The 14,816-nt window shown below is 67.1% G+C and carries 13 protein-coding genes and 1 pseudogene; 8 read left to right on the forward strand and 6 right to left on the reverse strand.

What is annotated here, in order from left to right; genetic code table 11:
* Window positions 1-28 precede the first annotated feature (28 nt).
* Window positions 29-5,356: a MobF family relaxase gene (mobF, locus tag C3E87_RS08750; RefSeq protein ID WP_076061745.1), complete on the reverse strand. Its 5,328-nt coding sequence runs from the start codon at window positions 5,354-5,356 to the stop codon at window positions 29-31.
* Window positions 5,357-5,530: 174 nt separating this feature from the next.
* Between mobF and C3E87_RS08755 the strand changes: the two genes are divergently transcribed.
* From C3E87_RS08755 to C3E87_RS08765, 3 genes are read left to right on the forward strand one after another with little or no spacing between them, the layout of a single operon-like run.
* Window positions 5,531-5,686 (forward strand): hypothetical protein, encoded by a 156-nt coding sequence (locus C3E87_RS08755; RefSeq protein WP_158069062.1) that lies wholly within the window; start codon window positions 5,531-5,533, stop codon window positions 5,684-5,686.
* Window positions 5,683-6,273 carry an ArdC family protein gene (locus C3E87_RS08760; protein ID WP_076061747.1) on the forward strand — a complete coding sequence of 197 codons (591 nt, stop codon included), beginning with the start codon at window positions 5,683-5,685 and terminating at the stop codon, window positions 6,271-6,273. Before C3E87_RS08755 ends, C3E87_RS08760 begins: the two co-directional genes overlap by 4 nt.
* Window positions 6,257-6,748, forward strand: coding sequence for a hypothetical protein (locus C3E87_RS08765; RefSeq protein WP_143570957.1), 492 nt, complete (start codon window positions 6,257-6,259; stop codon window positions 6,746-6,748). The genes C3E87_RS08760 and C3E87_RS08765 overlap by 17 nt, the downstream gene beginning before the upstream one ends.
* A gap of 263 nt (window positions 6,749-7,011) precedes the next feature.
* Here the strand turns inward: C3E87_RS08765 and C3E87_RS14880 are convergent, their stop codons facing one another.
* The 4 genes and pseudogenes from C3E87_RS14880 to C3E87_RS08775 all read right to left on the reverse strand — a co-directional run bounded on the left by C3E87_RS14880 (window position 7,012) and on the right by C3E87_RS08775 (window position 9,573).
* Window positions 7,012-7,239 (reverse strand): transposase, encoded by a 228-nt coding sequence (locus C3E87_RS14880; RefSeq protein WP_369819264.1) that lies wholly within the window; start codon window positions 7,237-7,239, stop codon window positions 7,012-7,014.
* A gap of 34 nt (window positions 7,240-7,273) precedes the next feature.
* Window positions 7,274-7,654: pseudogene (locus C3E87_RS14885) on the reverse strand (transposase); the annotation flags it as partial.
* A gap of 94 nt (window positions 7,655-7,748) precedes the next feature.
* Window positions 7,749-8,213 (reverse strand): transposase, encoded by a 465-nt coding sequence (locus C3E87_RS14890; protein WP_369819262.1) that lies wholly within the window; start codon window positions 8,211-8,213, stop codon window positions 7,749-7,751.
* Window positions 8,214-8,325: 112 nt separating this feature from the next.
* Window positions 8,326-9,573, reverse strand: coding sequence for an IS256 family transposase (locus tag C3E87_RS08775; protein WP_076061749.1), 1,248 nt, complete (start codon window positions 9,571-9,573; stop codon window positions 8,326-8,328).
* Window positions 9,574-9,916: 343 nt separating this feature from the next.
* On the opposite strand from C3E87_RS08775, the gene C3E87_RS08780 reads away from it, so the two are divergent.
* The gene (locus tag C3E87_RS08780) at window positions 9,917-10,216 is read left to right on the forward strand and encodes a hypothetical protein (RefSeq protein ID WP_076061751.1); all 300 of its coding nucleotides are present in this window, start codon (window positions 9,917-9,919) and stop codon (window positions 10,214-10,216) included.
* A 23-nt stretch (window positions 10,217-10,239) separates the two neighbouring features.
* The gene (locus tag C3E87_RS08785; protein ID WP_143570958.1) at window positions 10,240-10,491 is read left to right on the forward strand and encodes a hypothetical protein; all 252 of its coding nucleotides are present in this window, start codon (window positions 10,240-10,242) and stop codon (window positions 10,489-10,491) included.
* A 120-nt stretch (window positions 10,492-10,611) separates the two neighbouring features.
* Here C3E87_RS08785 and C3E87_RS08790 read toward each other — a convergent pair whose 3' ends face one another.
* Window positions 10,612-11,001 carry a heavy metal-responsive transcriptional regulator gene (locus C3E87_RS08790; protein WP_076061753.1) on the reverse strand — a complete coding sequence of 130 codons (390 nt, stop codon included), beginning with the start codon at window positions 10,999-11,001 and terminating at the stop codon, window positions 10,612-10,614.
* A 110-nt stretch (window positions 11,002-11,111) separates the two neighbouring features.
* On the opposite strand from C3E87_RS08790, the gene merA reads away from it, so the two are divergent.
* The 3 genes from merA (at window position 11,112) to C3E87_RS08805 (ending at window position 14,664) form a co-directional block, all read left to right on the forward strand.
* Window positions 11,112-12,542, forward strand: a complete 1,431-nt coding sequence (merA, locus tag C3E87_RS08795; RefSeq protein ID WP_076061755.1) for a mercury(II) reductase — start codon at window positions 11,112-11,114, stop codon at window positions 12,540-12,542.
* 89 nt (window positions 12,543-12,631) lie between these two features.
* Window positions 12,632-13,486, forward strand: coding sequence for an ATP-dependent RecD-like DNA helicase (locus C3E87_RS08800; protein WP_076061757.1), 855 nt, complete (start codon window positions 12,632-12,634; stop codon window positions 13,484-13,486).
* Entirely contained in the window at window positions 13,483-14,664 is a 1,182-nt protein-coding gene (locus C3E87_RS08805) for a hypothetical protein (protein ID WP_143570959.1), read from the forward strand. Before C3E87_RS08800 ends, C3E87_RS08805 begins: the two co-directional genes overlap by 4 nt.
* Window positions 14,665-14,816 lie beyond the last annotated feature (152 nt).

Below are 14,816 nucleotides of genomic sequence, written 5' to 3' on the forward strand. Positions count from 1 at the left end.
GCGCCGCGGAGCGCATGCGTGTGGGGCATCACTCCATAGCCCGGTGCGTCTGAGGAGGTCTTGTGGAGCTCAGCATTCTATGTTGGTCGAGTCGTCGCTCGCCCTGGGCGGCTTGAGATGCCGGTTCGCCGGCGGCGGTGTAGATGGGTCCCTTGTCCGTTGGGTGTTCCGTGTGATGTCGTCGCCAGGTGCGTGTCAGTTCCCGCCCTGTCTGACTGGCACCGGTTGGGTCGGCGGTCCAGGTGTTGATTCGGCTGAGGAGTCGCTCCCGGCTCTCTGAGCCGACTAGGTGCAGAGTCTCTGACCAGTGATTTGGGTTTCGGGCCGCGGTGATCTCAGTGAGCTGCTGGTCGCGAGTCTCGGCCCGCAGCGCGATGCGGTGCTGAATCATGGCGTGTGCCTGCGGCACGGTGTTCGCAAGCACCCGGCGCAGGTGTTGAGGTCCGTGGTCGTGGAGGAGTTGGGCCGGGTCGGTGCCGTTGGGGAGGTTGACGCGGTCGGGGTCGAAGCGGTGTCGGGCCAGGAGCCAGAACGCGTTCTCAGCGGCGTGGTCGCCTGCAGGGTCCGCGTCGGTGGCGAGGAGGGTTGCCGGATGGTTGCGGAGTAGGAGTGTTTGTTCTGGGGTGAGGGCGGTGCCGAGGGGTGCGACGCCGATGTAGGTGCCTTCGCCGGCGAGGGTGACGGCGATGGCGTCCATGGGACCTTCAACGAGCACAGGTATGGCAGTGGGGGTGAGGAGTTCGGCGCCGTAGAGAAGATGTCGCTTCTGAAACACCGCTGTCGTGGGGCTGTTGAGGTATTTGGGTCCCTGTTGATCCGCGGCGTCTGGGTGGCGTCGGCCGATGAAGCCGGTGACGATGCCGTGTTGGTTGTGGATGGGGATGATGGCGCGGTTGCGGAAGCGGTCGATGGTGTTGCCGGTGCGGGTGGTGGTGGCGACGCCGGCGGCGAGCATCTCGCCCGTTGTGAAGCCCTGTTTGCGCAGTGCGCTGACCAGGTTCGTCCAGCCGGCTGGTGCGTGTCCGATCCGGAAACGGTGGTCGTCGGAAATGTCGGTGCCGAACCGTTCGGTGAGGTAGTCGGCGCTCCAGCTGCCAGACAGCTGCTGTTGGTAGTAGGTGGTGGCTGCTTCGAGGAGTTCTTCGAGGCGTTGCTGGGTGTGTGGTTCGTCGGTCCAGCGGTCCATTTCGGCGAAGCCGATGGATAGTTCGAGGGCGGTGAAGTCTGGTTCGGTGGCGAGTCGGCGGCGGGCGGCTTTGGCGAGTTCCTGGTTGCGGGTGGACCAGTCGATCAGTTCGATTCCCTCAGGCGGGATCTGGTCAGGGTGCGGCGGCTCCTCGTCCTCGCTGGGCGGTGTTGCGGTGAGTTGGTGGGTCCGCCAGAGGAGGGCTTGGCAGGCGTCGTCGAACCCGGACAGATCGGTGATGGGGGTGATGATCTGGTTGAGGGGAATGCCGTGGGTGAGAACGCCGGTGACCTCGGTGGCGAGCTGTGGCCACCAGGGGCTGGCTTCGAGGTCGATTGTTGCCTCGATTCCGATGAGTCCGGGGAGTTCTGCTTCCCAAGCGGGTACGCCGGCTGCAGCTGGCGAGCTGGTGAGGTGTCGGGTGAGTCGCCACCATAGGGCGGCGGCGGGGTGTTCGCCTGGGAGGGGCGCTTCGGCGACGGCTTCGGCGAGGAGGGCGGTGATGGGAACGCCTGCGGTGTGGAGGGCTGAGAGGCGGTGTGCCAAGGCGGTGGCGTAGGGGTCGGCTGGGATGTCGTCGCGGATGTCGCGCAGCAGGTCGGTCCACACCGCCGTCGGTGTGGCGAGGCGTTCCTGGAGGGCGAGTTGGTGGCGTCGGGCGGCGGTTCCGAGTTGGGGTGGGCCGGTGGGTCGGCGGTCGTCGGGTTCGACCCCGGCGGCGGCGCGCCACACTTCGATATCGGCGATGATCTGAGGGTTGAGAGGTTGTCCTGGCAACGCCCATGCTGGCTGCGACATCGCCGCGGACGCGGTTCGGACCTCGTCGGTGAAGCTGGCGACCTGGTCCGCGCGCGCCGTCAGGTAGGCACCCCAGCGGTCCTGATTCACCAGGGCGTCTGGGATGGCCGGGAGCCAGGGGAGTGGTCCTGGTGGTTGTGTGGGGAGACGCCAGGTGAGGACGGCTGCCGCGTCTGTGGCACTGGCGACTTCGCGGAGATCGACCGCGTTGCGAAGGAGTTGCACGGGCGTGGTGGTGTCGTCGGCGGCCAGCAGCAGGTGTGCGCGCAGCGTGGGCCAGGCCGGGCTTGCGGTGAGCCCGTCGACGATGTGGTCGGCGTCTCGGTCCAGCTCGGCTGCGGCGGTGGGGTGGTGGAGTTCTGCAGCGAGGTGAAGGGCGTCGGTGTAGCGGGCGACGGCATGTCGGAGGCGGGCGGTGGGGTCGGTTGCCTGACGTTGTTCGGTGGCTGCGGAACGGGCGGATCCGTCGCGGGCCAGCACGGCCTCCATGATGTCGGTGGCGGTTGTGGGGCGCAGCGTGCTGGGATGGATGGGTGCGTTCTCGTCGGTGCCGTCGACGATCTGGATGTAGGTGTGGTTGGTGTGGCGGCCACGGCTCATCGCGACGTAGAGTTGCTGCCTGGTCTCTGTTCCGGTGATGACGGTGTGGGTGGTGTCGACGGTGATGCCTTGGGCGCCGTGGATGGTCACGGCGTAGCCGAGTTCGACATGGTTGGCGACGTAGGCTGGGGGCAGTTCGACGGTGAGTCCGTTGTCGCGGTGCTTGGCGTGGATGGCGCCGGCGGGGGTGATGGCGGTGATGGTCCAGCGGTCACCGTTCTTGACCCAGTCGGTGCTGCTGGTGGTGAGGCGTCGGTCGTTGAGGCGGGTGACGATGAGGTCGCCGATCGATGCCTGGTTGTCGTCCGAGAGGAGGACGCTTGGCTGCTCGGCGGTGTTCTGGCCGGTGCTGGTGAGGCGGTGGGCGCGGGCCCATTGGTTGAGGGTGGCCACGGTGTGGCGGGTGCCGGCGAGCATGAGGGAGTCGAAACCGTTGGCGCGGTCGGTCAGCCAGTTGTTGAGGGTGTCGCGGAGGACGGTCTCGTCGGTGCCGGCGTGGATGCGGTCGTGGTCGAGGTAGTAGCCCACGGCTTCGGGCCGGCCCTCGCGCAGCGCGAGGGAGGCTGCGGCTTCGGCTGGGTCGGTGAACCGCATGATGGTGGTCAAGGGCACGGCCCCGTGCGTGGTGACGAGGTCTCGGAGCACCCCACCGGCACCCACCGCAGCCAGCTGTTGATCGTCACCGATCAGCCGGACGGAGGCGCCTCGTTCGATGGCGTGGTCGATGATCGTGGCGAGGGTGGGGGTGTCGGCCATGCCCGCTTCGTCGATGATCACCAGCGTGTCCGGCCCGACAGGACCGGTGGCCCCAAGGCTGTTGTGGTGGAGGTCGAAGGCGAGTTTGGCCAGTGTGGTGGCGTCACCGAGCTGATCCTTCAGGACGCTGGCGGCGACCGCGGAGGGAGCCAGTCCCACGACGTTGCCGCCACTCTCGCGCCACGCCCGCGCGAGTGCTGCCATGGCGGTGGTCTTCCCCGACCCGGCAGCGGCCAGGGCGACCTGGACCCGACGCTTGCTGGTGGTCATCTCTCGAACGAGCGCGGTCTGGCCGGCGTTGAGAGCGACACCCTCGGCGGTGGAAAGGAGCAGCGCAAGGGCCACGTCGGCCTCTGTAGCGGCGCGGCCGTCGGTGCGGGAGGCGGTGTCGGTGATGCGTTGTTCGGCGTCGATGACGGCCTGGGAGGTGAAGCGTCTGGTGCCCACGTGGGCGTACATCGACTCACCATCGGAACGTCGCAACACGGCGGGATCACTGATCGGATCGGCCCATCCGTCGAGCAACACACACCGACTGGCGGCGGCGGCCAACAGCTGGTCGGTGAGGGCTGCGGCCTGCTGCGGAGTGCTGGCTTGGCGGCGTGCCTGACGCGATGCTTCCGCGTGGAGGTGCCACACGTTCCACGACGCACGAGAGCGCCCCATCGTCTCCACAATCCCCGCCGCAGCCTGAGCAATCCACCGAGGATCTAGGGGGATTTCAGGACTGGTTGCCTGCTGCACGTTCGTGAGCATCCGTTCGACTCCGCCGGTGCCGAGGACCGCAGTGGCTTCCCGCATCCAGGTGTCGCGTTGTTCTGTCAGGGTCCGGGGTTCGTGCTTGGCCTGCCGGGTCTCCAGGGTCGCCTGTTGCGCCAGCGCGATGGCCTCAGCCGGGGTCGGGGGGCGCAGATGGCGGTGTTGGAACTCGACGGCGAGTTCGGCCTGGCGGGCTTCGATCGCTGCCCGCCGACTTGACCACGCCTCACACAACCCGCTCGGTACGCCGATGATCTCCCTAACCGAACGCTTCCCCTCGGCTGCTTCACCGCCCGCGGTGAACTGGAGGCCGAGGGTGTGGGTCAGGTGGGCTTCGAGGTGGGTGTTGTACACCTCGCTGACGCTGACCAACCCGGCGAACAGCGGCCTTCCGTCGATCGCCAACCACGTCCCATCCAAGGCTTGAACCTTGTTCGCGATCGCCACATGTGTGTGTAGATTCGGGTCCCCGGCCCGCGAGTCCCGGTGCGTAAACGACGCCGCAATCAGCCCTCGGACGTCGACCTGCCGGACCCCGCCGGCGCCCCGTCGGGAGTACAGAACGCGCTGCTCCAAATAGGTCAGGGCGTCGGTGACGGCGGCATTGTGGGCGGCCTCGATCGCGGCCGCCATCGACTGCGGGGCCACGGCCCACAGCGCCGAGACCGACTTCACCGGGGTGAACGTCACGTCATACCCCGCACACGCCGTCGTAGGGTTCCGCGACAGGCGCGCGACCTCCGTCGACAACTCCAAGGGTGTGGGTGCGCGACCGGCGCGCTCCGTAAAGATCGTGGTGGCGAGCTCGTTGCGGATCGTCGCCCGCACGTCCACCGGCACCACCGCATCATGCGGCAACCCATTGGCACTGGACCATTGGCTGCAGCGGACCGCCACATCCTTCTGGAAGGTGGAGGCCGCCTCGTAGACCTTGAACGGTGTCCCCAACCTGGCCGCGTCGCGGATCTGTTCGCGAGAGGCACCCACCGGGAGAGCCGCCAGCCGAGCGGCCATGTTCGGGTGATAGCCAGCGCCGAAGAGTGCCCTCATCTGCGTCTCGTCAACGAAACTCCCCGTTGCTACGTCGCCCAACCCGGCCAGACCCGAGCCCACCCAGCGGCCGGGGATCTCGCCCTTCTCCGTGTAGTAACTCGTCAGCGACGCGTGCCCCTTCTCGGTGGAATCCTGCGCAGCAACCTGCCGGGTCAGGTAGTCATACCCCGACCCCGCGGTCAGCTTGTGCAGAGACGCCGTCACACCTACAAGAACCCGATCCCGAACCAGGCAGCGCGATCAACGGTCCGGGAATGCAAGAGGTGTGTGCCACTCCACTAGTGGGGGGTACGGCCAGTTGAGTGTCTATCAGCGAGGCTGTGGCCGGTGATGCTCGGGTCAACGCGGTGAGGTCACCGAGGCGGGGTTCATAGAGGCATGGACAACTCATCGGGCGAAGACTTCAACACTGATCTGCCGCTGATCGTCGGACAGCTTCTGCTGCAGGCCGAAGAGCACCTGGCAGCCGGCGAGCTGGCAGAGGCCGACGAGCTGCTCAGCCACGCCGAACTCTTCGCCGGGGATGACCGATGAATGGCCGGAAGCTCACCGCGGCGCAGCAGACCCGCCTGGCCCAGCAGCGGGAGGAGCGGGTCAAGGAACTCCAGGAGCAACTCCAGCACGGTGTTGCGGCGTTGATGACCAGTGACGGGTGGCAGACGTGGCTGTCATTCATCTCGAGGTTTCGCCAGTACTCGGTACGCAACCAGATCCTAATCATGGCGCAGAAGCCCGACGCGACCCAGGTCGCCGGCTACCGTGCGTGGCAAGCGGCAGGCCGTCAGGTCCGCCGCGGCGAGAAAGCGATCTCCGTCCTCGGGCCCTTGACCCGGAAACTCCTCGACGATGCTGGTAACCCTGTCCTCGACGACGCGGGCAACCCCCGCCTCGGGATCTACGGCTTCAGACCGATGCCGGTCTTCGACGTCACGCAGACCGACGGCCCCGACGTCCCGCAATCCCCACACCAGGAATCGACCGTGCTGCAGGGCGCGGCGCCGGAGGGTATGTGGCACGACCTCGCCCGCTACATCGAATCCCACGGTTTCACCGTGGCAAGCACGCCAGACCTTGGCGGACCTCACCCGGTTCGACACGCTTCAAGTGCTGGTCTTGGATAGTTTCCCGCCCGCGCACGCCGCAGCCGTCCTTGCGCACGAGGCAGGCCATGTCGTGATGCATCAGCCTGCCGCCGGCAACGGCCAACAGTGCCGCGGGGTGGTCGAGGTAGAAGCAGAGAGTTTTGCCCATGTGGTGGCCGCCGACTACGGCCTCGACGCCTCCAGCGCATCGTTTGGCTACCTCGCCGGGTGGGCGGCATCCGCGGCACAGCAGCGCCAGTGCACACCCGAGGATGTAGTCCTCGAAACAGCTGAACGAGTCCGCCGCGCCATCGTCGACTACCTCACCCACCGAAACCCCGAAGGAACAACCTCGGCGGCTGTGGTCGCGTATGCACGTCTGCACCGCAGCGTTGAAGGTTTGATCAGCCCGGCCCACCCCCCACCCCCGGTGCGGGCTCCCGTGCAGCACTCCGTCCAGAACCTCACCAAGCGGCCATCCTTGACGGCAATGCGTCAGCGGATCTCGCCATGAATCTTCCCCGATAAGGCCTGCCGAGAACGTGCCGACCGCAGCCCGCACGAGGCCTCCAGCGCCGAAAGCAGAAACGCTGCACAACTCTCGACTGTCCGGTTTTCGGTGTAAGTGGCGGTTTTCATTTTATTGGTTCTGGGTTGTGGGCATGCGGTCTGCGAAGGTGATGGCGAAGGCGTTGAGGGCGGGCTTCCAGCGCATGCCCCAGCGGGTCTGGCCGGTGCCTTTGGGGTCCAAGGATCTCACGGTCAGGTACAGGGTCTTCAGGGCGGCTTGCTCGTTGGGGAAGTGTCCTCGTGTCCCCCGACCGCCCTGCGGAAGCGGGCGCTGAGGCTCTTGATCGCGTTGGTGGAGCAGAGGACCTTGCGGATCTCGAGGTCGTAGTCCAGGAACGGTACGAACTCGGCCCAGGCGCTTCGCCAGAGCCGGATCATGGCCGGGTAGGCCTTGCCCCACTTCTCGGCGAAATCCTCGAACGCCCCGCTGCGCATCGACTTCGGTGGGGGCTTGGTAGATGGGTTTCAGGTTGACTGCGATTTCGGGCCAGTGCTGCTTCGACGCATACGAGAAGCTGTTGCGCAGCAGATGGATCAGACAGGTCTGAACCTTCGCCTGAAGGAACACGTTGCCGATGCTGTCGGGCAGGCTCCTGTCCCGTCACGCACGATGAAGAACATCCCGGACGCCGCAGTACTTCTGCTCGGTCAGGCACGCGAACCAGAACTTCGCCGACTCCCCGTCGCCGTTGCCGGGCCAGATGCCCAGGATGTCCTTGTGCCCGTCCAGGTCGACCCCGATCGCGGCGTAGTAGGGCTGGTTGCGGACCTGCCCGTCACGGACCACGATCGCGTCGATGAAGATCGCCGCATAGATGCGGTCCAGCGGCCGCGCCATCCAGGTGGTCATCTCGTCGACGACCCGGTCGGTGATGCGACTGATGGTGTCCTTGCTCACGCTGGTGCCAAGACCTCGGCTAAGTGGGCGGCGATCTCCCCGGTGGTCAATCCCTTGCGAACAGGCTCAGGACCATCGCGTCCATGTCCGACCAGCGCCGTTGACGTTTCTTGACCAGCTGGGGTTCGAAGGTGCCGTTGCGATCCCGCGGGACTTGGATGTCAATGGCACCCACGTTGTCGGTGAGCACGGTCTTGGTCCGGGTCCCGTTGCGGGAGTTCCCGCTGCCGCGGCCGATCGGGTTGTGCTTGTCGTAGCCCAGGTGCTCGTTGAGCTCTTCGTCAAGGGCTGCCTCGACGATCTGCGCGGTCAACGCTTTGAGCAGACCATCGGGGCCGGTCAACGCGATCCCGGCGTCCTTGGCCTGGCGCACCATGTGCGCGATCGCTTCCCGCTGATCTGGACCCAGATCAGCCGGCTCCTCCGGCATCGATGGATGTGGTTCGGTCACGTCGTCCAGTCTGGCTGACGCCTCGATCTCCTCGAGGGAAATGACGTGGTTCTCGGTCATGATGACTTCCTCCTGCCCTCACGGGCACTGGAGCCACTTACACCGTTTGCCTGACAGACCCGTCAAGCCCCGTGGAGTGGTGTAGCGGTTTTTCCTTCGTAGGTCGTTGGGGTCAGGCGCTGAGCGTCAGCGGGTGGTCGGGGAGCTCCTTTTCGGTGGTGTTGGGGATGGTGGTGAGTCGGCAGCGTGCGAGGATGTCGAGGCCGAGGTAGCGGCGGCCTTCTGCCCATTCGTCGGTTTGTTCGGCTAGGACTGCGCCGACGAGGCGGATGATGGCTTCCCTGTTCGGGAAGATCCCGACCGCGTCGGTGCGGCGCCGGATTTCCCGGTTGAGGCGTTCGGCGGGGTTGTTCGACCAGATCTGGGTCCACACGTCCTTGGGAAATGTGGTGAAGGCGAGCACGTCGGCTCTGGCCTGCTCGAGGTGCTCCGCGACTTCGGGGAGCTTCTCTGCGGTGTAGTCCAGCAGCCGGTCGAACTGCGCCTCGACGGAGGCCGCGTTGGGCTGGTCGTAGACGGAGTGGAGCATCGCTTTGACCGCTGGCCACATGCTCTTCGGGGTGACGGCCATGAGGTTGGCGGCGTAGTGGGTTCGGCAGCGCTGCCAGGACGCGCCGGGTAGGTTCGCTGCGATGGCTTCGACCAGCCCGGCGTGGGCGTCGGAGGTGACTAGCCGTACTCCGGCCAGGCCGCGGGCGACGAGGTCGGCGAAGAACGTGTTCCACGCGCTGCGGGTTTCGGAGGTGGCGACCTGCAGACCGAGGACTTCGCGGTGGCCGTCGCCGTTGACATCGGTCGCGACGAGGACCATGGCGTTGATCACCCTGCCGCCTTCTCGGACCTTCATCGTCAACGCGTCGGCGGCGACGAAGGTGAACGGGCCGGCATCGCCCAAGGGGCGGTGTCGGAACTGCGCAACGTGTTCGTCGAGGTCGGTGGCCATGCGGGAGACCTGTGATTTCGACAGGCCGTCGATCCCGAGGGTCTTGACGAGTTTGTCCATCCGGCGGGTCGACACTCCGGCGAGGTAGCAGTCGGCGATCACGGTGATCAGCGCCGCTTCGGCACGTTTGCGGCGCTCCAAGAGCCACTCGGGGAAGTAGGTTCCGGAGCGCAGTTTGGGGACGGCGACATCGATGGTGCCGACACGGGTATCAAGAGGGCGGTGGCGGTAGCCGTTGCGCTGCGCAACCCGCCCCGCGGAAGGCTGTCCCCATTCGGCGCCGCACACCAGATCGGCGTCAGCCGAGAGGAGGGCGTTGATCATGTTCTGCAGCAGGCTGCGCATCATGTCCGGGGGTGCTTCGGTCAGCAGGTTGCCCAGCACGCGGGCGGGGTCGACAATATGAGGAGCGGTCATCGTGGTTGATTTCCTTTGAGAGAGCTTTGGTAGGTGAACTCGAAGGATCCCACGGTGACCGCCCTGCCGTCATCGACGGCCACGGCCACTGTGGGGGCTACACCACTCTAGGGGGCTCTACTCAGTGCAGCGCTGGATGCCGTCGGCGTCGGATCAGGACGAAGCCGTGGCGCGGCACTCCGAATGCATGCCCCTTGTCGCAAACGTCGTAGCTCTCGGAGAGCGTCCCGTCGTCTAGGTGCTAGGGGGCTTGTCAAAGCTTGTCGGAAACTTGACCGCGACCATACCCGCGCCCCACACGGCCCGGAGATGATGGGCTTGCGATCGAAGAGGAGATCAGACCATGACGAAGCTCAGCCAGACCAGGTACGGCGTGCGGGGACTCACCTGCAACCGTTGCCTCGTGAGCGCGCTCGAGGCCGTCCGGGCGCTGCCCGGCCTCCGCCGGGTCGCGATGAGTCTCGTTCCATCCGGCGAGTCACTTCTCACCGTCACCCCGTCGGACGTGGCGACCGGTTCCGAGCTTCGCGCGCTTCTCGGGAGCGTGGGCTTCGAACTCACGCTCCGGCGCCACGAACAGCTGCCCTCCGACCTGATCAAGCCCCCGAGCGAGCAACAAGCGCCTCGGCCCTCCCACCCCTGACCGCCGATGAAAGGACCGTCCCCATGACGCACCACCCGCACACCGACACCACACCCCACCACTCTCATCCGAGCGGCAGCGACGAGGCGGGTCGACCGCCGTCGCGGCACCGGGGACGCCACTGGCACATGCTCCTGATGTGCGTTCCCTTGGTGGCGCTGGGTCTGTGGTCGCTGACTCGCGGTGCGGGTGCGGGCACACTGATGGTGGGCCTCCTCTGCATGGGCATGATGCTGTTCATGCACCGCATGGCCGGCGCCGGTCACCGCCACTGACCTGCGAGTTGCATGACGGCGAAGCGCCGTCGCCGGAAACCCGACCGTGTCGAGAACGCAGCTGGGCTGCCTGCTCGCTGTGGCCGAAGTGACCGGCCCTACAGGGCATCGCAGCACGGTTCAGACGTAGCGGCAGACCTGGTCGGGTCCGCAGGTATCGGGGTGGATGGCGCTGGCCTCCTCGCTGAGTGCAGTGAGGGCATCGCGGAGAGCAGTCAGCCTACTCAACTGATGCTCGATGTCGACCAGGCGTTGGCGAAGCAGGGCGCGGACGTGTTCGCAGGGCGCCTCTCCGTCGTCGCGGATCTCGAGCACCTGCTGGATCTGGGCCAGCGTGAGTCCGGCGGCCTGACCGCGGCTAATGAAGTTCAGCCGGTCGAGCACGGTCGGGTCGTAGTCCCGGTAACCGGCCGGAGTCCGGCCCGGTGCTGGCAGCAGGCCCCGCTCTTCGTAGAACCGCAGTGTCTTGGTGCTGGTGCCCGCTACGGAGGCGAGTTCACCGATCCTCATGGCCACCCGCCTTCCCTAATTCCCTGACAGGCCGGATTTGACCTTCCCCTGCACTGGAAGGTCCAGTCTGGCCTTATCCGAGCATTTCGCCAAGTGATGGAGGTACCCAAATGGGCCAGAGGGTAGACCTCGCGGTGATCGGCTCCGGCGGTGCGGCGTTCTCCGCCGCGATCCGGGCCCGGAACCTGGGCAAGTCGGTGGTGATGATCGAGCGGAGCACGGTCGGCGGGACCTGCGTGAACATCGGCTGCGTGCCGTCGAAGGCGCTGATCGCGGCCGCCGAGTCCCGGCACGTCGCCGCCGACGCCCCGGCTCGCTTCCCCGGCATCGCCACCGCTGCCGGCCCGGTGGACATGCCGGGCTTGATCCGCGGCAAGCAGTCCCTGGTGGAGGGCCTGCGGTCAGCGAAGTACGTCGAACTCGCCGAATCCTACGACTGGCCGATCCGACACGGCGTGGCCTCCTTTGTCGGCACCCCCGACGCCCCGGCGCTGCGGATCATCGGCCCGGACGGGACATCGGAGGTGCTCGAGGCCGCTCACTATCTGGTCGCCACCGGCGCCGAGCCCAGGATTCCCTCCGTTCCAGGGCTGGACCAGGTTGATTTCCTGACCTCGACCACCGCGATGGAGCTCACCGAGGTTCCCGAGTCCCTGCTGATCCTGGGGGGTGGGTACGTGGCCCTGGAACTGGCCCAGCTCTTCGCCCGGCTCGGTTCGACGGTGACCATGCTGGTCCGCTCCCGGCTGGCCTCCGCCGAGGAGCCCGAGGTCAACCAGGTGCTGGAGTCGGTCTTCGCCGACGAGAGCATCACTGTCGTTCGCCGCGCCCAGCTGGCCACGATCACGCAGGACCAGGCGACCGGCGAGGTGACCGCCACCGCGTCCGTCGAAGGCCGCGCCAACCAGTTCCGCGCCCAACGTGTACTGGTGGCACTGGGCCGCCGCCCGGTCACCGACGCGCTCAACGTCGAGACCGTCCAGGTCCAGACCGGTAGCGGCGGCGAGATCGTCGTCGACGACTCACTCGCTACCACCAACCCGCGCATTTGGGCAGCCGGAGACGTCACCGGGCACCCGGAGTTCGTCTACGTCGCCGCCCACCACGGCGCAATGGTCGTCGACAACGCCTTCACCGGCGCGGCACGCACGGTCGACTACAGCCACCTGCCCCGGGTGACGTTCACCAGCCCCGCCATCGGCGCCGTCGGGATGACCGAGAAGCAAGCCATGGCGGCCGGTTACCGGTGCAACTGCCGCGTGCTACAGCTGGACCACGTGCCCCGCGCCATGGTCAACCGGGACACCCGCGGATTCATCAAGGTCGTCATCGACGACGACACCGGCCGCATCCTCGGCATCACCGCCGTCACCAAGGACGCCGGCGAACTCGCCGCCGCCAGCGTATTCCTCCTCGACGGGCAGCGGACCTACCACGACGTCGCAACCATGTGGGCGCCCTATCTCACCATGGCCGAAGGCATCAAGCTCGCCTGCCAGTCCTTCACCACCGACCCCACCAAACTGTCCTGCTGCGCCTGATCCGGCCCCGAATAGGCGCAACAGCCTGAAGCAACACGGGCTAGGGCGACCGCTACGGGGATGCCAGAATCGGGACCGCTGACGCTCCGATGCGCAAGACGACGACCATCGCGAAGCTGCTCCACGACCAGCGCGCCCAACCCGCCAACACCGACGCCGCCATTGGTCCGTCGACGTTGGTGATCGTGGACGAGGCCGGCATGACCGACACGCTCACCCTCGCGGAGTTCATCAGCTGTGCCCTCTCACGCGGCGCCTCCATCCGCCTGATTGGGGACGACCAGCAGCTGGCTGCGATCGGCGCCGGCGGCGTCCTGCGGGACCTCCAACGCTCCTACGGCGCGATCGAACTCGACGCGGTGCTGCGCTTCACCGACGACGGCGAGAAGGCCGCCTCGCTCGCGCTGCGCGATGGTGACCCGGCTGCGCTGGGCTGGTACCTCGATCACGATCGGATCCATGCCGGAAGCCCGGAGACGGCGCTGGAGGCCACGGTCCGGAGTTGGCACGAGGACAGCAGGCGAGCGTTGGAGACGATCATGCTGGCCACCACCCGCCAGGAGGTGGCCGAACTCAACCGGCGCGCCCAAACACGCAGGGTCGGCATCCTTCTGGGACCGACAGTGGAGCTTTCGGACGGCAACGTCGCCACCGTCGATGATGTCATCCTCGCCCGCCGCAACGACCGCCGCCTCGGCACCTCCCACGCTGGCTGGGTCAAGAACGGTGACCGCTGGAGTGTCGAACGCGTGCACGTCGACGGAAGCCTCGAGGTCCGGCACCGCCGCACCGGGGGCCGTGCCCTGCTGCCCGCTTGGTATGTCGCGGCGCATGTCGAGCTCGGCTACGCCAGCACCGTCCATTCCGCGCAGGGCATCACCGTCGACGCCACCCACACCTCCTCACCGGCACCGAGTCCCGCCAGCAGCTCTACGTCGCCATGACCCGCGGCCGCTCCCACAACCACGTCTACGTCCCCGTCGTCGGCACCGGCGACGAACACACCGCCTTCCGGCCAGAGACCCTCCGCCCGCCGACGGCGATCGACATGCTCGACGCCATCCTCGCCCGCGACGGCACCGCCCGCTCCGTCACCACGCAGCTCCGGGACGCCACCGCCCCCGCCGTGCTGCTGCCCGACGCCGTCAACCGCTACCGCGACGCCATCACCGTCGCCCTCGAACACCACCACGCCGCAGCCCTCGACAGCCTCGACCGCGACGCCAACACCCTCCTCCCGGGCCTGACCGACTGCGACGCCTGGCCCACCCTGCGCCAACGGCTCCTCACCAGCACCGATACCGGCGACACGCCTATCGGTACGCTCCACCGCATCGCCACCGGCTACCGCTGGAACGACGGCATCCGCGACCCGGCTGCGCTGCTTGCCTCGTTGTTACCAGAACACTCCGGAGGGCCGCTGCCCTGGCTTCCACCCATTCCCCAGATACTTCGCGACGACGAGTGCTGGGGTCCGTACCTCCAAGCGCGTGCCGACCGCGTCGCGACGATTGCTGCCCAAGTGCGCGCCGACGCGCTGCAAGCCCCGCTACCGCCTTGGCTGCCGGCCAAGGACCACATCCCCGCCAAGACCATCGCCGATGTCCACGTCTGGCGCGCCGCCGAGGCCATCCCCGACACCGACCGCCGACCCACCGGGGAACCCCTCCAGGCCGGTGCCGCGCGACGCCACCAGATACAGCTCGACCAGCAACTGGTCCCATCCGTCCCCACTTTCGGTGTTGCGCAACTGCGACTGCTCGGACAAGGCGTCGCCGACGATCCCACCACCGCCGACCTCGCCCCTGCTGGCCCGCCTCGAAGCACGTGGCTTCCCCGTGACAGAACTCACCTCCGAAGCACTCCGTCAGGGCCCGCTGCCTTCCGAACGTCCCGCCGCCGCGCTCACTTGGCGTATCGCCGAGCTCGCCAAGAGTGCCATCAATCGCGACCGGGACGCCGCCGACGAGCGGCGTTGGCGGCACTGGGCCGAGCAAGTCAATCCCACGTTGACCGGCACACCGCAGTGGCCCGCCATCCGCGGACTCCTGCGAAGCCTTCAGCGACAAGGAACCGACACAGGCAACCTGATCCCCCACCTGCAGGACAGATCTGTAGGTGACATCCGGGCCGCACTGATGCGGCTCTCCGCCACCAAGAACCGGCCTAGGGTCATCGGTGGCCTCTCGGCCAGCCGCATTCGTCACACGACTGGCCCCAGCCACCATCGACTCGGGCCTTCCATCTGAACCGATACCAGGACCAGCCGTCACG

The organism is Tessaracoccus sp. ZS01 (assembly GCF_022342445.1).
Classification (GTDB): Bacteria; Actinomycetota; Actinomycetes; order Propionibacteriales; family Propionibacteriaceae; genus Arachnia.